The sequence below is a fragment of the Streptomyces sp. NPDC002018 genome, assembly GCF_042890865.1.
Taxonomy (GTDB): domain Bacteria; phylum Actinomycetota; class Actinomycetes; order Streptomycetales; family Streptomycetaceae; genus Streptomyces.
In genome coordinates this window covers 86,280-103,203 of sequence record NZ_JBIASO010000012.1, presented here as the reverse complement: position 1 = coordinate 103,203, position 16,924 = coordinate 86,280, and the positions used below count along the sequence as shown (strand labels likewise).

The window sequence follows — 16,924 nt, the reverse complement described above, 5'->3', positions numbered from 1 at the left end:
ACCCGGTCAGGCGCGTGCCCGCAGGAAGGCCGAGGTGGAGACGCGGCCCAGCAGTTCCAGCCGGGAGGTGCCGGTCGCGAGGTGCTTCTCCGCGGCCTCCTTGACGCCCGGCCAGCTCGCGTCGCCGAAGTCGTCGAGGACGACGATCCCGCCGGGCGCCACGATGTCCTCGACCCACTCCAGGTCGGCGAGCACACCCTCCGCCGAGTGGTCCCCGTCCACGATGATCACGCCGTACTTCCGGTCGGAGACCGCGGCGCGTATCTCGGGGTCGCCGGAGAAGCCCTGCTCGACACGGGCCTCGATACCGGCGCGCCCGCCCAGCGCGAGATTGGCGCGGACGACATCCATCCGTACCGGCGTGCCGGTCGGCTCGGCGCCCATCCCCGCGCCCGGCTGGAGCTGGCTGCCCACGAGCGGGTCCACGACCGTCAGCCGCGCCTCCGTGCCCGCGCGGTGCAGCATCCGCATCAGCGTGGCCGCGAAGAGCCCGTGCAGGGTGCCTATCTCAAGGACGTCCTCGTTCGGCGGCCTGAGCAGTGGCACGGTGGCGAGCTTGCCGCAGATGTTGGAGGTGGAGCCGGCCAGCCGGCCCACGGCGAGGGCCTCCAGCGCGATCACATTGCGGAAGGCGATGGTGACATTGCGGCGCGCGGGTCCGCCGTCCTCGCCTGTCACGGCGGCGATCTCACGCACCAGCGTGTTGATCTCGGCGGGGGTGGGCACGCGGTGGCCGCTGCGCCCCGTCCGGTCGAAGAGCAGGCCGACCGCGTACTGCTGACCGCGCAGCTCGGCCTGCTGGTTGCGCAGTTCCGTCTGCTGGACGCGGAGCTCCTTCGCCTCGCGCCGGAGGGCGTCGAGGTCCTTGCGCAGACCGCTCGCCGAACGGGTGATGCGCTTGTCCACCAGGGCCGCGGCGGGGCGCAGGATCCGCCGGGCCAGCCGATTGCTGAGGAGAGATGACATGCGCGGAATGTACGCCCGTGCTTTTCTCCCCAGACCATCTGCGCATGCTGAACAGATGAAGTCTTGATGAGAGAGAAGTGGACGAAAGGTAGAGGTGTGGTCGCCGGATCGTGCCGGAGCGACTGTGCCACACTCCTGGTGGCGGGCGGGTGTGCCGGCCGCAATCCACTCGGGGAGAGCGCGTACGGAGATGACGGTCCGGGTCCAGCTCTTCAGATTCGCCCTGGTCGGCGTGGTGAACACCGGTACGTATTACGCGTGCTATCTGTCCTTGCTGTACCGGCTTCCGTATGTCGTCTCGCACATACTGGCATTTCTGCTGAGCATGATCGGTTCGTTCTTCCTGAACAGCCGTTTCACCTACCGGACGCGTCCCACCTGGCGGAAGTTCCTGCTTTTCCCGCTCACCAACGCGGCGAACTTCGTGATCACCACGAGCGGTGTCTATCTGCTGGTGGACGTGCTGCATCTCGGCAGCCGTTACGCGCCCCTGATCGCCGCGGCGGCGGCCGTTCCGGTCACCTTCGTGGTCTCCCGCACGATCATGCTCCGCCCGGACCGCGCCACCCGCGTCCTGGTCGGCGCCCCTGTCTCCGCCCTCCCCGTGACCGGCGCTCCGACGGTCACCGCGCAGACGGAGCCGCCCACCGGACCGGGCACTCTCCGGCCGGACAGGGCCCGGTCCCCCCGGCCGTGACCGCGTCCCGCCCCCGGCATGGCCGCACCCGACACGGTCGCACCCGACGCGATCGCGTCCGGCATGGCCGCGACGGCCCCGGAAAACGGACGGTCCGGGTACGCGCCGACGGGGCGCGTACCCGGACCGCGTGGTCCCTGGGGCACCGTCAGGCGCGTACCTGGGCCCCGATCTTGTCCGCCTGCCGCTTCATCGTGCGCTTGAGCCGCGGCCCGAACGGCTTCTCCACCAGCCGGTGGATCAGCCACGCGAGCGTGAGCATCAGCAGGATCGTGGCGACGAGGGTCAGCCTCGGCTCCAGACCGAAGTGGCGGTGCAGCACGCTGATCGTGAACCAGCCGAGATGCTCATGGACCAGATAGAAGGGGTACGTGAGCGCGCCCGCGAAGGTCAGCCAGCGCCAGTTCGCCCAGCGCAGCCAGCCCAGGGCCACGGCCGCGACCGACGCGAACGCGAACGTCACGACCAGCAGGATCACGTACGGGGAGCGCTCCTGGAAGACGGCGGTCGCGTCAGGGTTCCACAGCGCGGTCGTCGAGTAGCGCTGGCCGAGCAGCCAGCTCGTGCCGACGATGCCCCAGAGCAGCAGATCGCTCCCGTAACGGTGGATCAGATAGAGCGCGAGCCCGCCGATGAAGAACGGCGCGTGGTCGCGCATCACGATCTCGTCGGTGAGCGGGGTGTCGGCGACCCGGGCCAGTACCCCGGCGACCGTCCACAGACAGCAGAAGATCACGACCCTGCGGTAGGTGACGCCCTTCCACACCACGAAGAGCGCGAAGAGCAGATAGAAGCGCGCCTCGACCCACAGGGTCCAGCACACCCCGAGCACCCGGTCCACGCCCATGGGCTGCTGAAGCATCGTCAGATTCACCAGCACCTCGTTGAGGCGCAGCGGTTCGATGACCGAGGGCAGCGCGACACACGCCGCGGTGGTGAGGACGATGGCCGCCCAGTACGCCGGGTAGAGCCGGGAGACACGGGAGCGGAAGAAGTCCCCGAGCGACCGTCCCCAACTGCTCATACAGATGACGAAGCCGCTGATGACGAAGAAGAGCTGGACGCCGAGGGCGCCGTAGGTGGCGACCGCCGACAGATCGGGGAACAGCTCCTTCGGCGACTGGCCCCAGGCGTGGGCGGTCTGGCCCTTGCCCGCATAGTGGAAGACGCAGACCATGAGCGCCGCCAGGATGCGCAGCCCGTCCAGGGCCCGCATCCGGTTGTGCTGGGGCGCGGAGTCCTTCGGAGGGGTGGGGCGGCTCTCCGGCTCGGGTACCGGATCCGGATCCGGTACCCGAGCCAGTGTCGCTTGAGTCATTCCGTCTGTTCCGTTCGTTCCTACTGCGGCGGCGGGGTGGGCAGGGAAGCTGCCTGGCCGAGGACGGTGCGGGCGTTCGCCGTGCGCGTGGCGGCCCCGGGCCCGTCGGCGCCGGATCCTGTGAGGGTCCGGTCCGTCGTCCGGGCGGGGTGCAGAAGGTCTGGAGAGTGGCAGCGCGGCAGCCCTCAGCAGAGGGACCCTAGACGGCGCCCGGTGAACGGTGCGACGTCCCCCGGGTGAACAGGGCGATCGGGCAGGTGGCCGAGGGGTGAACCGGCGGTGACGGTGCCGGACGGCGCGCCGGAACCGGAGTCCCCTCGCCCCGCCGCCCCGGGCACACGCCCGCCGGCCCCCGCGGGGACGCGTACCGGTACGGCCACGGCATGTGTACGGGGAAACAGGCGGCATGTGCACGGGGACACATGCCGCGTGTGCGGGGACACATACCGGCCCGCGTACCGGCGCACGTGCCCCAATCTCCCCGTGAATCGTTGGTCGAACCAGTGGCCGTGGCCACATCGACTGCCTACCATCGATCATTGCAAGGCCTTGTGCATCGCCGCACAATCACGCCGGGAGGCCCACTTTGCACCGCCGCCGTCGCACCGCGCTCTCCTTCTCCGTCGCGCTTCTCGCCGCGGCCCCCCTGCTCACCGCCTGCGGCAACGAGGCCCACCCCGGAGCCGCGGCGGTCGTCGGCGGGCACCGGATCGAGGTGTCCACGGTCCAGGGCCAGGTACGGGACGTCCGGGACGCGCAGGGGTCCGCGCCCGACGCCGCGCAGCTCATCAAGAACACCGGGCAGCTCAGCCAGGCCAAGCTGAACAGCCTGATCTTCGACCGGATCCTCCAGGAGGCCGCCGACGAGGCCGGGGTCACGGTCAGCCGCAAGGAGATCCAGACCACCCGGGCCCAGGCCGCCGCGCAGTCCGGCGGCGACAAGCAGTTCGCCGCGATGCTGCTCCAGCAGGGCGCGCTCTCCTCGGGGCAGATCGACTCCGCGATCCGCCGTGAGGTCCTGCTGAACAAGCTGGCGCAGGCGCTCGGCGCGAACACCATGACCCCCCAGGGCCAGCAGACCGTGCTCGCCGATCTGACCAAGACGTCGGAGAAGCTCGGTATCGATGTCAATCCGCGCTACGGAAGCTGGGACTACAAGCAGGTCAGGCTCGGCGAGGCCAAGCTGCCCTGGATCACCCAGGTCACCCGCCAGGCGCCGGAGCAGGAGCCGTCGGGCGCCTGACCGCTCCTGACCGCCGGACGCCCCTGGCGGCCCGGCTGACGGGCCGCCCGACCGCCGGACGACCCTCACGGCCCGGCCGCCTGCCGCCTGGCTGACGGGCGGGGTCCGGCCGGGGGTAGGTTCGAGTGGTGACAGACGTAGCTCCCGCCGCTCCCGCCCCCGGCCGTATCGTCCTGCTGACCGTCAGCCACCGGGTCGCGCCCGGACTGCTCTCCTGGCCCGCCTGGCAGACGCTGCGCGCCGCCGACCGGGTGCTGTGCGCCGACAGCGGCCATCCCCTGCTGCCGTATCTGCGCGAGGCCGGCGTCACCGTCGAGCACGGCACGCCCCCGCCCACCGCCCAGGACCTGGTCGACGCCTGTGCCGGCGGCCGTACGGTCGTGGTCATCCCCTCTTCCGGCGAGACGGGCGACGGGACCCTGACCGACGGACTCTCCCGGCTGGCCGGCTCCGGCCGGGTCCGGATGCCCGACCTGGAGCTGCTCCCCGGCTCGTACGATCTGCCCGGCGCCCGTCTGCTCGACCTCGTCCAGGTCATGGACCGGATCAGGCTCGAATGCCCGTGGTCGTCCATCCAGACGCACCAGGGGCTCGCCAAGTACGGCATCGAGGAGGCGTACGAACTCGTCGAGGCGATCGAGGACGGCGACACCGACGCGCTCCGTGAGGAACTGGGCGACGTACTCCTCCAGGTCGTCTTCCACGCCCGGATCGCACAGGACGGCCTGGAAGAAGGAGAGGGAGAGACGGACGGGGAAGAGGGGAGGGAGCCGTTCTCCATCGACGATGTCGCCGCCACGATCGTGGAGAAGCTGATCCACCGTCATCCCCATGTCTTCGGCGACGAGACCGCGGAGACCCCCGAGGACGTCAAGGCGCACTGGCTCCGTACCAAAGCGGTCGAGAAGCAGCGCGATTCGGTCACCGATGGTGTGCCCCTGGGCCAGCCCGGTCTCGCGCTCGCCTCGAAGCTCGCGGGCCGTGTCCGTACGGCGGGGCTGGAGGTCGCGCTCCCCTCGGGCGAGGGCATCGGCTACGAACTGCTCGCCATGGCCGTACGGGCGGAAGAGGCGGGCATCGACCCGGAAACCGCCCTGCGCGCGGCGGCCCGCGCCTACCGGGACGCGATCCGCACGGCGGAACGGGCCGGCACCGCCCCCGCCGGGTGAGGTCGCGTTGGCCGGGCCCGCGGGGGTAACGGGGCCGTGAGGCCCCCGGGCCGTCCCGATACCGTCGAACGGTGACCGAGAAGCCCCCCGCCCCCGAGCCCGCCACCGCCACCGCGCCCGCCCCCGCTCCCGTTCTGGTGCCCGCGCAGCCCACGCCCGAGCCGCCCGCGCCCGCGTCCGGCCCCGTGCCGGGACTCTTCACCTGGGAGTTCGCCACCGACCCCTATCCCGCCTACGCCTGGCTGCGCGAGCACGCGCCCGTGCACCGGGCGCGGCTGCCCAGCGGGGTCGAGGCCTGGCTCGTGACGCGGTACGGGGACGCCAGGGCGGCCCTCGCGGACGCGCGGCTCTCCAAGAACCCCGTCCACCACGCGGCGGCGGCGCACGCCAAGGGGAAGACCGGGATCCCCGGGGAGCGGAACGCCGACCTCATGACGCATCTGCTCAATATCGATCCGCCCGACCACACCCGCCTGCGCCGGCTGGTGTCCACGGCGTTCACGCCCCGCCGGATCGCCGCGTTCGGGCCGCGCGTGCAGGAGCTGACCGACGGGCTCATCGACGGCTTCGCGGCGAAGGGGGAGGCGGATCTGATCCATGACTTCGCCTTCCCGCTCCCCATCTACGCGATCTGCGATCTGCTCGGGGTGCCGGCCGAGGACCAGGACGACTTCCGCGACTGGGCGGGCATGATGATCCGCCACGGCGGCGGCCCGCGCGGCGGGGTGGCGCGCTCCGTCAAGAAGATCCGCGCGTATCTGGCCGACCTCATCCACCGCAAGAGGGAGAACCCCGGCGACGATCTGATCTCCGGTCTCATCCGGGCCGGTGACGACGGCGAGCACCTCACCGAGAACGAGGCCGCCGCGATGGCCTTCATCATCCTCTTCGCCGGTTTCGAGACCACCGTGAACCTGATCGGCAACGGCGTCCACACGCTGATGCGCCACCCGGAGCAGCGCGCCCGGCTCCAGCGGTCGCTCGACGCGGGGGAGACGGATCTGCTCGCGACGGGCGTGGAGGAGCTGCTGCGCCACGACGGCCCGGTGGAGCTGGCGACCTGGCGGTACGCCACCGAGCCCGTGACGCTCGGCGGGCAGCGGATCGCGGTGGGCGATCCCGTCCTGGTCGTCCTCGCCGCGGCGGACCGCGACCCCGAGCGGTTCACGTCCCCCGACACGCTCGATCTCGCACGGCGTGACAATCAGCACCTCGGCTACGGGCACGGCATCCACTACTGCCTCGGCGCTCCGCTCGCCCGCCTGGAGGGGCAGACCGCTCTCGCGACGCTGCTGACCCGGCTGCCCGATGTGCGGCTTGCCGTGGATCCTGTCGATTTGCGCTGGCGCGGAGGGCTCATCATGCGTGGATTGCGCACGCTTCCGGTGCAGTTCACGCCATTGTCCGGCTGATGAGCCACTGACGGATTCGGCGCCGGATCACCACCGGACGACCGTCGGCGCGACGGTGTATCGACGCCATATAACTGACGGGCCATCAGGAATGTGACTTTCACGTGATCTCCGCTGCATCGACTTGTGACAGACGTTCGAGTACCGCTACGTTCACCGACGACTCAGCAGCAACACGCCGTAGTCGAAACGACAGTCACACGGAAGGCAAGCGCATGCGCTCCGCGAACGGCCGACACCGCAGACCACGCCAGGCCCCCGCCCTGATCGTCGCCGCGGGGGTGACCGGGTCGGCGATCGCCATCCCGCTGTTCGCCGCCTCGGGCGCGAGTGCGGCGGACGGCTCCACCTGGGACCGTGTCTCCGAGTGCGAGAGCGGCGGCATGTGGAGCGCGGACCTCGACAACGGCTACTACGGCGGTCTCCAGCTCAGCCAGGAGACCTGGGACGCCTTCGGCGGCGGGGAGTTCGCGGCCCGGCCCGACCTCGCCAGCCGCTCCCAGCAGATAGCGGTGGGGGAGAAGGTGCTCGCGGCCGAGGGTGTGAAGGCCTGGTCGAGCTGCGCGTCGGTCTCGGGTCTGGCGGGCGCCCTGCTGCCCGGTGCCGACCTCGGGGGCGCCTCCGGCTCGACGGGGGGCGCGAAGGACGGCCGCGGCACCGGCCCGACGGACAGCCCCTCCGGCGCCGCGGACGCCAAGCCCTCCGCCTCCGCCGGTGGGACGTCGGCACGGCCGGGTGAGCCGGTCCCCTCCGGTTCCGCCACCGCGCCCACACCCGGAGCCTCCGCTTCCGCGGACGGCGTCGAGGGCCTGGAGGGCGCGGTCTCCGACGGCCCCGGTGGCGCATCCGACGGCCGTACGGAGCCGGCCAAGGGCAAGCACCGCGGTGAGGCGGCGCAGGAAGAGGCTGTAACCGGCAATGCGGACGAAGAGCGTGAATACGGCCGTCATGCCTCATGGGGTGACGGACTGTCGCGTACCACGGAACGCCTGACAGAACGTGCGGAAACCACCGCTCCCGCCGAGGCCGACCGGCCGAGCGAACGCAACTGGCTGGTCGCCGACGGCCAGAAGGTGCCCGGCGGCTGGCTGTGAGGTGAACGAGGGGTGGTCAAAGGGCCACCCCTGCCTCGTTCTCGCTGGCCGCGGCCCTGGCGGCGCCCTGAAGCGGCGCCGGTCCAGCAGGTGATTGGCCGCTCTATGTCCGCTTCTGTGCAAGTGAGACAAGGGTCTCTTTGCCACAACTGGGGAGTTTTGCGCTACGGGTTGCCCTGATTTCCGCTCCCACCAGCGGAAATGCGTAAACCCGGAGGGGTGTTAAAGGGTGTTTTCTCCCTGATGTGCTTCTTTGAAGAACCCACGGCCCTGTGATTACGGTCTGAACCGCTCGCACCGCGGGCCCCGTCGACCGTCACGCCGAATCCTGCCGGCGGCCGGGGGGAGTAGTCGTCGCGTCATGCGCCGAAGGCAGGAGCGGGGGACCCACAGGTTTGTGCCGGGCCCGGCCGTCGAGAGACGGCCGCCGACCGGCTCGGGGTGGAGCCGGATGCGCGAGCATCCGGCCGGGCAACTCACTTGGCCCGAACCCGACAGCTCACCTCGCAGGCGTCGGTGAGGGGATCTTCCATGCCGCGTTCCAGCAAGGGCAAGCACCGCCGTCCGTCCAGGACCGCCCGTTACGCCACACTGGCCGGAATCACCGGTGCCGCCGTCGCGGTCCCGCTGATCGGCGCCACCTCCGCCTCCGCCGCGACCGCCTCCGAGTGGGACCGGGTCGCCCAGTGCGAGTCCGGCGGCAACTGGTCCATCAACACCGGCAACGGGTACTACGGCGGACTCCAGTTCAGCAGCTCCACCTGGGCCGCCTACGGCGGAACCTCCTACGCGGCCAGGGCCGACCTCGCCTCGAAGTCCCAGCAGATCGCCGTCGCCGAGAAGGTCCTGGCAGGCCAGGGCAAGGGCGCGTGGCCCACCTGCGGGGTGAACCTCTCCAACGCCGCGTACGACGGCGGCTCGTCCGGTTCGGGCTCCGGTTCCGGCTCGGGTTCGAATTCCGGTTCCGGTTCCGGTGCGGGCGACCAGGCCGCCCAGCAGCAGAGCCGGCCGGCCCAGCCGAAGCGGGAGCGGACACAGCCCCGGCAGCCGTCCGTCCGTACCGAGGCGCAGCCCGCCTCGCGCGGCGAGAGCCGGGCCGCCACGGTCAAGAAGGGCGACGGCGAGTACAAGGTCAAGGCCGGTGACAGCCTCTCCAAGATCGCCGCGGCCCACCAGGTCAAGGGCGGCTGGAAGAAGCTGTTCGACCTGAACAAGGACATCGTCGGCCACGCCGATCTGATCTACCCGGGCCAGCAGCTCCACCTGCGCTGACCTGGCCTGACCCGACCGGCCGGGGCCCCGAGGACCGGGCCCCGGCCGGCCGGGCCCGTACGGTCCCCCACCGGCCGTCCCCCGGCCACCCCGGCCCGGCGCGTGATCCCCCGTACGCGCCGGGCCGGGGTCCGTGCGTTCCGGCCCGTGTCCGAGCCGTGTCCGGGGCCGTGGCCGGGCGGGTGCTCATCGGTGCGCGGGTGCGCTCGGGCCCGCGAAGTTCCGCCGGACAGGACCTGGCGGGCGGGCACCGGCCGAACGGTGGCCCGGAGGCGGTTAGGCTCTTGCCGCAAGGCCAATGAGACCCTGCACTCCAAGCGTCACATCCCAGAAGGAGATGCTCGTGCCGTCCATCGACGTCGTCGTAGCCCGGGAAATCCTGGACTCCCGAGGCAACCCCACGGTCGAGGTCGAGGTCGGCCTCGACGACGGCAGCACCGGCCGTGCTGCTGTCCCCTCCGGTGCCTCCACCGGTGCGTTCGAGGCCGTGGAGCTCCGTGACGGAGACGCCAACCGCTATCTGGGCAAGGGTGTCGAGAAGGCCGTGCTGGCCGTCATCGAGCAGCTCGGCCCGGAGCTCGTCGGCTACGACGCCACCGAGCAGCGCCTGATCGACCAGGCCATGATCGACCTGGACGCCACCGAGAACAAGGGCTCGCTGGGCGCCAACGCCATCCTCGGTGTCTCCCTGGCCGTCGCGCACGCCGCCTCCGAGGCCTCGGACCTCCCGCTCTTCCGTTACCTGGGCGGCCCGAACGCGCACCTGCTGCCCGTCCCGATGATGAACATCCTGAACGGCGGCTCGCACGCCGACTCCAATGTGGACATCCAGGAGTTCATGATCGCCCCGATCGGCGCGGAGTCCTTCTCCGAGGCGCTGCGCTGGGGCGCCGAGGTCTACCACACCCTCAAGAAGGTCCTGAAGACGAAGGGGCTCTCCACCGGCCTCGGCGACGAGGGCGGCTTCGCGCCGAACCTGGAGTCCAACCGCGCCGCGCTCGACCTGATCATCGAGGCCATCAAGGAAGCCGGCTATGTGCCCGGCCGTGACATCGCGCTCGCGCTCGACGTCGCCGCCTCCGAGTTCTACAAGGACGGCTCGTACGAGTTCGAGGGCAAGTCGCGCTCGGCCGCCGAGATGACCGAGTACTACGAGGAGCTGGTCGCCGCGTACCCGCTCGTCTCCATCGAGGACCCGCTCTTCGAGGACGACTGGGCCGGCTGGAAGGTCGTCACCGACAAGCTCGGCTCCAAGGTGCAGATCGTGGGCGACGACCTGTTCGTCACCAACCCCGAGCGGCTGGCCCGCGGCATCGAGGAGGGCTCCGCCAACGCCCTGCTCGTGAAGGTCAACCAGATCGGTTCGCTGACCGAGACCCTGGACGCCGTCGAGCTGGCCCAGCGCAACGGTTTCAAGTGCATGATGTCCCACCGTTCCGGCGAGACCGAGGACGTCACCATCGCCGATCTGGCCGTCGCGGTGAACTGCGGTCAGATCAAGACCGGTGCCCCGGCCCGCTCGGACCGTGTCGCCAAGTACAACCAGCTTCTGCGTATCGAGGAGATCCTCGACGACGCGGCGGTGTACGCGGGCCGCAGCGCGTTCCCGCGGTTCCGCTCCGCCTGACCCATGGCTGAGCAGGGGCGGGGCAGGGGCGGCCGTCCCGCCCGTCCCGCCCGTCGTCCGTACGTCCCCGCTCCCGGTCCCGTACCGTGTCCGGGGACGTACGCACGTGACAGGGGAGGCGAGCCATGGCCGGGAACCGGGACCGGTTCTCCACCGGGACCAGGCTGAGGCTGCTCGGCGAGCAGACCGCCGCGCGTGTCTACCGCTCGCAGAACCGACGCCAGGACCGCCGCTCCCGTCTCACCGGCCGGGCGGCCTTCCTCGCCCTGGTCGTGTGCACACTGGTGGTGGCGCTCGCGTATCCGATGCGGCAGTACGTGTCGCAGCGGAACGAGATCGCCGAGCAGGAGCGGCAGACCCGGGAGGCGAGACAGCGGGTCGAGGAGCTGCGTGACGAGAAGGCGCGGCTCCAGGACGACGCGTACATCCAGCGGCTGGCCCGCGAGCATCTCCACTACGTGATGCCGGGGGAGACCGGTTACACCATGATCGACCCGGACGCGGTGCGCGAGCGCCGTGAGGAGCGGGAGGCCACGGAGCGCCCCTGGTACTCGAACGTCCTGGACGGCGTGGACAACGCGGACCGCCCGGACCGGTAGCGCGCTTGCCGTACCGGCGGCGCCGCCCGTCGGCCGTGGACCTCCGCATCAGGCACCGCCCGCATCAGGCACCATCCGTATCAGGCACCACTCGTATCAGGCACGACCCGTTATCGGTCATGGCCCGTACCCGGCGCACGATCCGCGCGGCGTACGGCACCGTGGCACCAGGACCGCAGAACCAAGGCAGGCATGGACACCCCCCCTCCGCAGACCGAACGCACCGAGCCCACCGAGGCGGACGTCGCCGCGTTCCAGGAACAGCTCGGCCGTCCCCCGCGCGGACTGCGCGCCATCGCGCACCGCTGCCCCTGCGGACAGCCGGATGTGGTCGAGACCGCCCCGCGCCTTCCCGACGGCACGCCCTTCCCGACGACGTACTACCTGACCTGCCCGCGCGCGGCCTCGGCCATCGGCACGCTGGAGGCGAACGGCGTCATGAGGGAGATGACCGAGCGTCTCGCGGCCGATCCCGAGCTGGCCGCCGCGTACCGCGCCGCGCACGAGGACTATCTCGCGCGCCGGGACGCCATCGAGGTGCTGGAGGGCTTCCCCAGCGCGGGCGGTATGCCGGACCGGGTGAAGTGCCTGCATGTCCTGGTCGGCCACTCGCTGGCGGCGGGACCCGGCGTGAACCCGCTCGGGGACGAGGCGCTGGCCATGCTGCCGCCGTGGTGGGCGAAGGGGCCGTGCGTGACGCCCTGCGGACCCGGGGCCGGGGCCGACGAGTCCGCGGCCGACGGGTGCGCGGCCGGGGTCGGCGCCGCCGGGACCACGGCCGGGGAGGAGCGCGCGTGACCAGGGTCGCCGCCATCGACTGCGGTACGAACTCCATCCGGCTGCTGGTCGCCGACATCACCGCGCCGGACGGCGCCTCCGGCGCGGGAGCGGCGGGCGAACTGGTCGATCTCGACCGGCGGATGAGGATCGTCCGGCTCGGTCAGGGCGTGGACAGTACCGGCCGGCTCGCGCCCGAGGCGCTGGAGCGCACCTTCGAGGCCTGCCGCGAATACGCCGCCGTCATCAAGGAGTACGGCGCCGAGCGGATCCGTTTCGTGGCCACCTCCGCCTCGCGCGACGCGGAGAACCGCGACGAGTTCGTCCGCGGTGTGCTGGACATCCTGGGTGTGGAGCCCGAGGTGATCACCGGTGACCAGGAGGCGGAGTTCTCCTTCACCGGCGCCACCCGGGAGCTGCCGGGCCGGGACGGCTGTCTGGTCGTGGACATCGGCGGCGGTTCGACCGAGTTCGTCGTCGGTGACGACCGGGTACGGGCCGCCCGTTCCGTGGACATCGGGTGCGTACGGCTGACCGAACGGCATCTCGTGCGGGACGGCGTCGTCAGCGATCCGCCCACCGCCGCGCAGATCGCCGCGATACGCGCGGACATCGACGCGGCCCTCGACCTCGCCGAGCGGACGGTCCCGCTGCGCGAACCCCGCACCCTGGTCGGTCTCGCCGGCTCCGTGACCACCGTGGCCGCTATCGCGCTGGGCCTGAGCGCGTACGACTCCACCGCGATCCACCGCTCCCGTATCTCCCGTGCGACGGTCCGGGAGATCACGGAACGGCTGCTCGCGGCCACCCACGACGAGCGCGCCGCGATCCCGGTCATGCACCCGGGGCGGGTCGATGTCATCGGCGCGGGCGCCCTCGTCCTGCTCGCGATCATGGAACGTACCGGCGCCGAGGAGGTCGTCGTCAGCGAGCACGACATCCTGGACGGCATCGCCTGGCACGCCGCGCTCGACGACGCCTGACGTCCGACCCCGCGCCCGATCCCGACGCCCGACCCCGACACGTGCCCCCGACGCGTGCCCCCGGCCACCGCGGTGCCGCCGCGGTGGCCGGGGCGGTTCCGGCGTTCCCGCGGGCCCACTGCGGGTCCCGTTCCGGCGTTCCCGCGGGCCCTGTTACGGGGGGCGTGCGGGGCTCGTTCCGGGGGTCGTTCAGGCCTTTGCCGGGGTCCCCGCGAGAAAGTTCGTGAACTTCTTCACAAGGAATTCGATCCTCTCGGGTGGCGTCGCGGTTCCCTGGGGTCGGCCGGAGGCCCTGGAGGGTGTCCTGTTCCTTATACCGGGCGGTTCCGGACGCGTTACGGGCGCATGAACCAGATGGGTGGTCCGGACCGTGAAGAAGGCGGAGGGCCAGCTCACAAGGGGTGAGCAACGTCCGGTGGAGCCCCCTGGTTCCCCGGGATGACCATGACCTCGATCACGTGAGCCGCGCAGTGTAGCACCATAGGGGGCAGACCTTGTGAAGGGGCTCACGAGCCCACCCCCCGAGTGGGGTGGATACTCGATGGCATGAGCACCACGGAGCGTCCCAGGATCCTCGTTGTAGGCGGTGGGTACGTAGGCCTGTACGCAGCTCGTCGCATTCTGAAGAAGATGCGCTACGGGGAGGCGACCGTCACGGTCGTCGACCCTCGCTCGTACATGACGTACCAGCCCTTCCTCCCCGAAGCCGCCGCCGGCAGCATTTCGCCTCGGCATGTCGTCGTACCGCTGCGACGCGTGCTGCCCAAGGCTGAGGTGCTCACCGGCCGGGTCACCACCATCGATCAGGACCGCAAGGTCGCCACGGTCGCGCCGCTCGTCGGCGAGGCCTACGAGCTGCCCTTCGACTATCTGGTCGTGGCACTCGGCGCGGTCTCCCGTACCTTCCCGATCCCCGGCCTCGCCGAGCAGGGCATCGGTATGAAGGGGATCGAGGAGGCCATCGGCCTGCGCAACCATGTCCTCGAACAGCTCGACAAGGCCGACTCGACCACCGACGAGGAGGTCCGCCGCAAGGCGCTGACCTTCGTCTTCGTGGGCGGCGGCTTCGCCGGTGCGGAGACCATCGGTGAGGTCGAGGACCTGGCGCGCGACGCGGCCAAGTACTACGCCAGCGTCAAGCGCGAGGACATGCGCTTCATCCTCGTGGATGTCGCCGACAAGATCCTTCCCGAGGTCGGCCCCAAGCTGGGCTCCTGGGGCAAGGAGCACCTGGAGGGCCGTGGGGTCGAGGTCTACCTCAAGACCGGCATGGACTCCTGCGTCGACGGCCATGTGGTGCTGAACAACGGCCTGGAGGTCGACTCCAACACCATCGTGTGGACGGCCGGCGTCAAGCCGAACCCGGCCCTCACCCGCTATGGTCTGCCGCTCGGCCCCCGCGGCCATGTGGACACCAGCGAGAAGCTCCAGGTGCGGGGCACCGACTACATCTGGGCCGCCGGCGACAACGCCCAGGTCCCGGACGCCGCCGCCCGCCGGGCCGGGGTCGAGAACGCCTGGTGCCCGCCGAACGCCCAGCACGCGCTGCGCCAGGCGCGGGTGCTCGGTGACAACGTCATCTCCGGTATGCGGGGCTTCCCGCAGAAGGAGTACAGCCACGCCAACAAGGGCGCGGTCGCCGGTCTGGGACTGCACAAGGGCGTCGCGATGATCGTCATGGGCAAGATGAAGATCAGGCTCAGGGGCCGGCTGGCCTGGTACATGCACCGTGGCTACCACGGGATGGCCATGCCGACCTGGAACCGCAAGATCCGCGTCTTCGCCGACTGGACCCTGGCGATGTTCCTCAAGCGCGAGGTCGTCTCCCTCGGCGCCATGGAGACTCCCCGCGAGGAGTTCTACGAGGCCGCCAAGCCCAACCCGCCGGCCGTCGCCGCCGTCACGCAGACGCCGGAGAAGGCCAAGGCGTCCTGACGCCGGGGCCCAAGGCGTCCTGACGCCGGGGCACCCGGGTACCGGCGGGCACCGGCCGGCGGGCACAACTGAACAGGACGTACGACAAGGGCCGCTCGCCATCCGTGGTGCGAGCGGCCCTTGTCGTGCCGGTCGCGCGGGCGGGCCGCTCGCTCCGACGGCCTAGGTGCTGTGCTGTCCGGGACGGGTCCCGGCCGTACCGGTCACGCCGCACGGCCCGCCGGGCGGCGCACGGCGCACCGGGCGCGGTACGGGAGAAAGGGCGCACACCGCCGGAAAAGTGCGTGGACTGCCGGAAAACTGCGTGGTGGGTGCAGGCATTTTGCCCGGCCATTGCGAGCCGCCGGGACTGCATCGGCACCCGTCCGGTGTTTACGTGGTGTTGAGCATGTCCGTATCCGTCATCACGGAGGTGTGCGCCATGGCCGACGCCGCGCTGCGGCTGACCACTCTTGCCGAAGAGTTGCTGGGGGTTCCGCTCCCGGTCCGTATCCGGGCCTGGGACGGCAGCGAATCGGGTCCCCCGGACGCCCCGACCCTGATCATCCGTAACCGGCGCGCCCTGCGCCGACTCCTGTGGAAGCCGGGCGAGATGGGACTCGCACGCGCCTGGGTGGCCGGCGAGATCGATGTGGACGGCGACCTGTACACGCTGCTCGACCGGCTCGCCGGGTTCATCTGGGAGCGCGGCGGCGACGCCAAGGACAGGGTCCATCTCGTGCGCGACCCCCGTATGCGGTCCGCCGCCCGCGCGTTCCTGCGGATCGCGGGCCCCTGGCCGCCGCCCGCCCCGCCGGCCGAGGAGGTACGACGACGGTCCGGCGCGCTGCACACCAGACGCCGGGACAAGGAGGCGATCAGCCACCACTACGACGTGGGCAATGACTTCTACGAACTGGTCCTCGGACCCTCCATGGTCTACTCCTGCGCGTACTGGGACGAGGACGGTGACGGGGACGCCGCGTTCACCCTCGAGGACGCACAGCGCGACAAGCTCGATCTGATCTGCCGCAAGCTCGGGCTCACGGAGGGCGAGCGCCTTCTCGACGTGGGCTGCGGCTGGGGCTCGATGGCCCTCCACGCCGCCCGTGAGTACGGCGCCCGGGTCACCGGGGTCACCCTCTCCAGGGAGCAGGCGACCTACGCGCGCAAGCGCATCGCGGAGGAGGGGCTCACCGACCGGATCGAGATCCGCGTCCAGGACTACCGGGACGTCAGGGACGGCCCGTACGACGCCATCTCCTCCATCGGGATGGCCGAACACGTCGGTTCCGTGCGCTACCGCGAGTACGCCGACGATCTCTACGCCCTGCTCAAGCCGGGCGGGCGGCTGCTCAACCACCAGATCGCCCGGCGCCCCGAGCGCGACGAGGGCCAGTACCACATCGACCCGTTCATCGACGCGTACGTCTTCCCCGACGGGGAACTGGCCCCGCTCGGCCTGACCGTCGCCACCCTGGAGGAGGCGGGCTTCGAGGCGCGCGACGTGGAGTCGATCCGGGAGCACTACGCGCTCACCCTGCGCCACTGGGTGGGGAACCTGGAGAAGCACTGGGACCGGGCGGTACGGAGCACCTCCCCGGGCCGCGCCCGGGTCTGGCGTCTCTACATGGCGGCGTCCGCGGTCTCCTTCGAGCGCAACAGGATCGGCGTCAACCAGATCCTGGCCGTGAAGACCCCGGAGGGCGGGAGCTCCGGGATGCCGTTGCGCGCCCGCGCCTGGGGCGTCTGACGGAGCCGGAAGGGCCGGACCCCCGCCCGGGGGTCCGGCCCTTGCGCATGTTCCGTGTGTTCCGCCCTGTGCGGTCCGCCCGTACCGTTACCCGGTCACC

General features: G+C 71.0%; 14 protein-coding genes and 1 riboswitch. Of the genes, 12 read left to right on the top strand and 2 right to left on the bottom strand.

The window, feature by feature from the left end; all coding sequences use genetic code 11:
• Positions 1–6: 6 nt before the first annotated feature.
• Entirely contained in the window at positions 7–966 is a 960-nt protein-coding gene (locus ACFYYH_RS21100) for a class I SAM-dependent methyltransferase (protein ID WP_388553091.1), read from the bottom strand.
• A gap of 190 nt (positions 967–1,156) precedes the next feature.
• On the opposite strand from ACFYYH_RS21100, the gene ACFYYH_RS21095 reads away from it, so the two are divergent.
• Positions 1,157–1,663, top strand: a complete 507-nt coding sequence (locus ACFYYH_RS21095; RefSeq protein WP_388553088.1) for a GtrA family protein — start codon at positions 1,157–1,159, stop codon at positions 1,661–1,663.
• Positions 1,664–1,811: 148 nt separating this feature from the next.
• Here ACFYYH_RS21095 and ACFYYH_RS21090 read toward each other — a convergent pair whose 3' ends face one another.
• Entirely contained in the window at positions 1,812–2,981 is a 1,170-nt protein-coding gene (locus ACFYYH_RS21090) for an acyltransferase family protein (protein WP_388553085.1), read from the bottom strand.
• Between the two features lie 586 nt (positions 2,982–3,567).
• Between ACFYYH_RS21090 and ACFYYH_RS21085 the strand changes: the two genes are divergently transcribed.
• From ACFYYH_RS21085 to ACFYYH_RS21035, 11 genes are all read left to right on the top strand, one after another.
• Entirely contained in the window at positions 3,568–4,224 is a 657-nt protein-coding gene (locus ACFYYH_RS21085) for a SurA N-terminal domain-containing protein (protein WP_388553082.1), read from the top strand.
• Positions 4,225–4,352: 128 nt separating this feature from the next.
• Complete coding sequence (locus ACFYYH_RS21080; protein WP_388553079.1) at positions 4,353–5,393, top strand: nucleoside triphosphate pyrophosphohydrolase; 1,041 nt, start codon at positions 4,353–4,355, stop codon at positions 5,391–5,393.
• A 137-nt stretch (positions 5,394–5,530) separates the two neighbouring features.
• Positions 5,531–6,805 carry a cytochrome P450 gene (locus ACFYYH_RS21075; RefSeq protein ID WP_388553453.1) on the top strand — a complete coding sequence of 425 codons (1,275 nt, stop codon included), beginning with the start codon at positions 5,531–5,533 and terminating at the stop codon, positions 6,803–6,805.
• Positions 6,806–7,020: 215 nt separating this feature from the next.
• Positions 7,021–7,899 (top strand): transglycosylase family protein, encoded by an 879-nt coding sequence (locus ACFYYH_RS21070; RefSeq protein ID WP_388553076.1) that lies wholly within the window; start codon positions 7,021–7,023, stop codon positions 7,897–7,899.
• A gap of 354 nt (positions 7,900–8,253) precedes the next feature.
• Positions 8,254–8,427, top strand: a riboswitch (cyclic di-AMP (ydaO/yuaA leader).
• A 3-nt stretch (positions 8,428–8,430) separates the two neighbouring features.
• Positions 8,431–9,171 carry a transglycosylase family protein gene (locus ACFYYH_RS21065; protein WP_388553073.1) on the top strand — a complete coding sequence of 247 codons (741 nt, stop codon included), beginning with the start codon at positions 8,431–8,433 and terminating at the stop codon, positions 9,169–9,171.
• A 337-nt stretch (positions 9,172–9,508) separates the two neighbouring features.
• Positions 9,509–10,798, top strand: coding sequence for a phosphopyruvate hydratase (gene eno / locus ACFYYH_RS21060; RefSeq protein ID WP_388553070.1), 1,290 nt, complete (start codon positions 9,509–9,511; stop codon positions 10,796–10,798).
• 125 nt (positions 10,799–10,923) lie between these two features.
• Positions 10,924–11,397 carry a septum formation initiator family protein gene (locus tag ACFYYH_RS21055; RefSeq protein WP_388553067.1) on the top strand — a complete coding sequence of 158 codons (474 nt, stop codon included), beginning with the start codon at positions 10,924–10,926 and terminating at the stop codon, positions 11,395–11,397.
• A 192-nt stretch (positions 11,398–11,589) separates the two neighbouring features.
• Positions 11,590–12,195: a DUF501 domain-containing protein gene (locus ACFYYH_RS21050; protein WP_388553064.1), complete on the top strand. Its 606-nt coding sequence runs from the start codon at positions 11,590–11,592 to the stop codon at positions 12,193–12,195.
• Positions 12,192–13,157: an exopolyphosphatase gene (locus ACFYYH_RS21045; RefSeq protein WP_388553061.1), complete on the top strand. Its 966-nt coding sequence runs from the start codon at positions 12,192–12,194 to the stop codon at positions 13,155–13,157. The genes ACFYYH_RS21050 and ACFYYH_RS21045 overlap by 4 nt, the downstream gene beginning before the upstream one ends.
• Positions 13,158–13,703: 546 nt before the next feature.
• The gene (locus ACFYYH_RS21040; protein WP_388553058.1) at positions 13,704–15,092 is read left to right on the top strand and encodes an NAD(P)/FAD-dependent oxidoreductase; all 1,389 of its coding nucleotides are present in this window, start codon (positions 13,704–13,706) and stop codon (positions 15,090–15,092) included.
• Positions 15,093–15,513: 421 nt separating this feature from the next.
• Entirely contained in the window at positions 15,514–16,824 is a 1,311-nt protein-coding gene (locus ACFYYH_RS21035) for a class I SAM-dependent methyltransferase (protein ID WP_388553450.1), read from the top strand.
• Positions 16,825–16,924 lie beyond the last annotated feature (100 nt).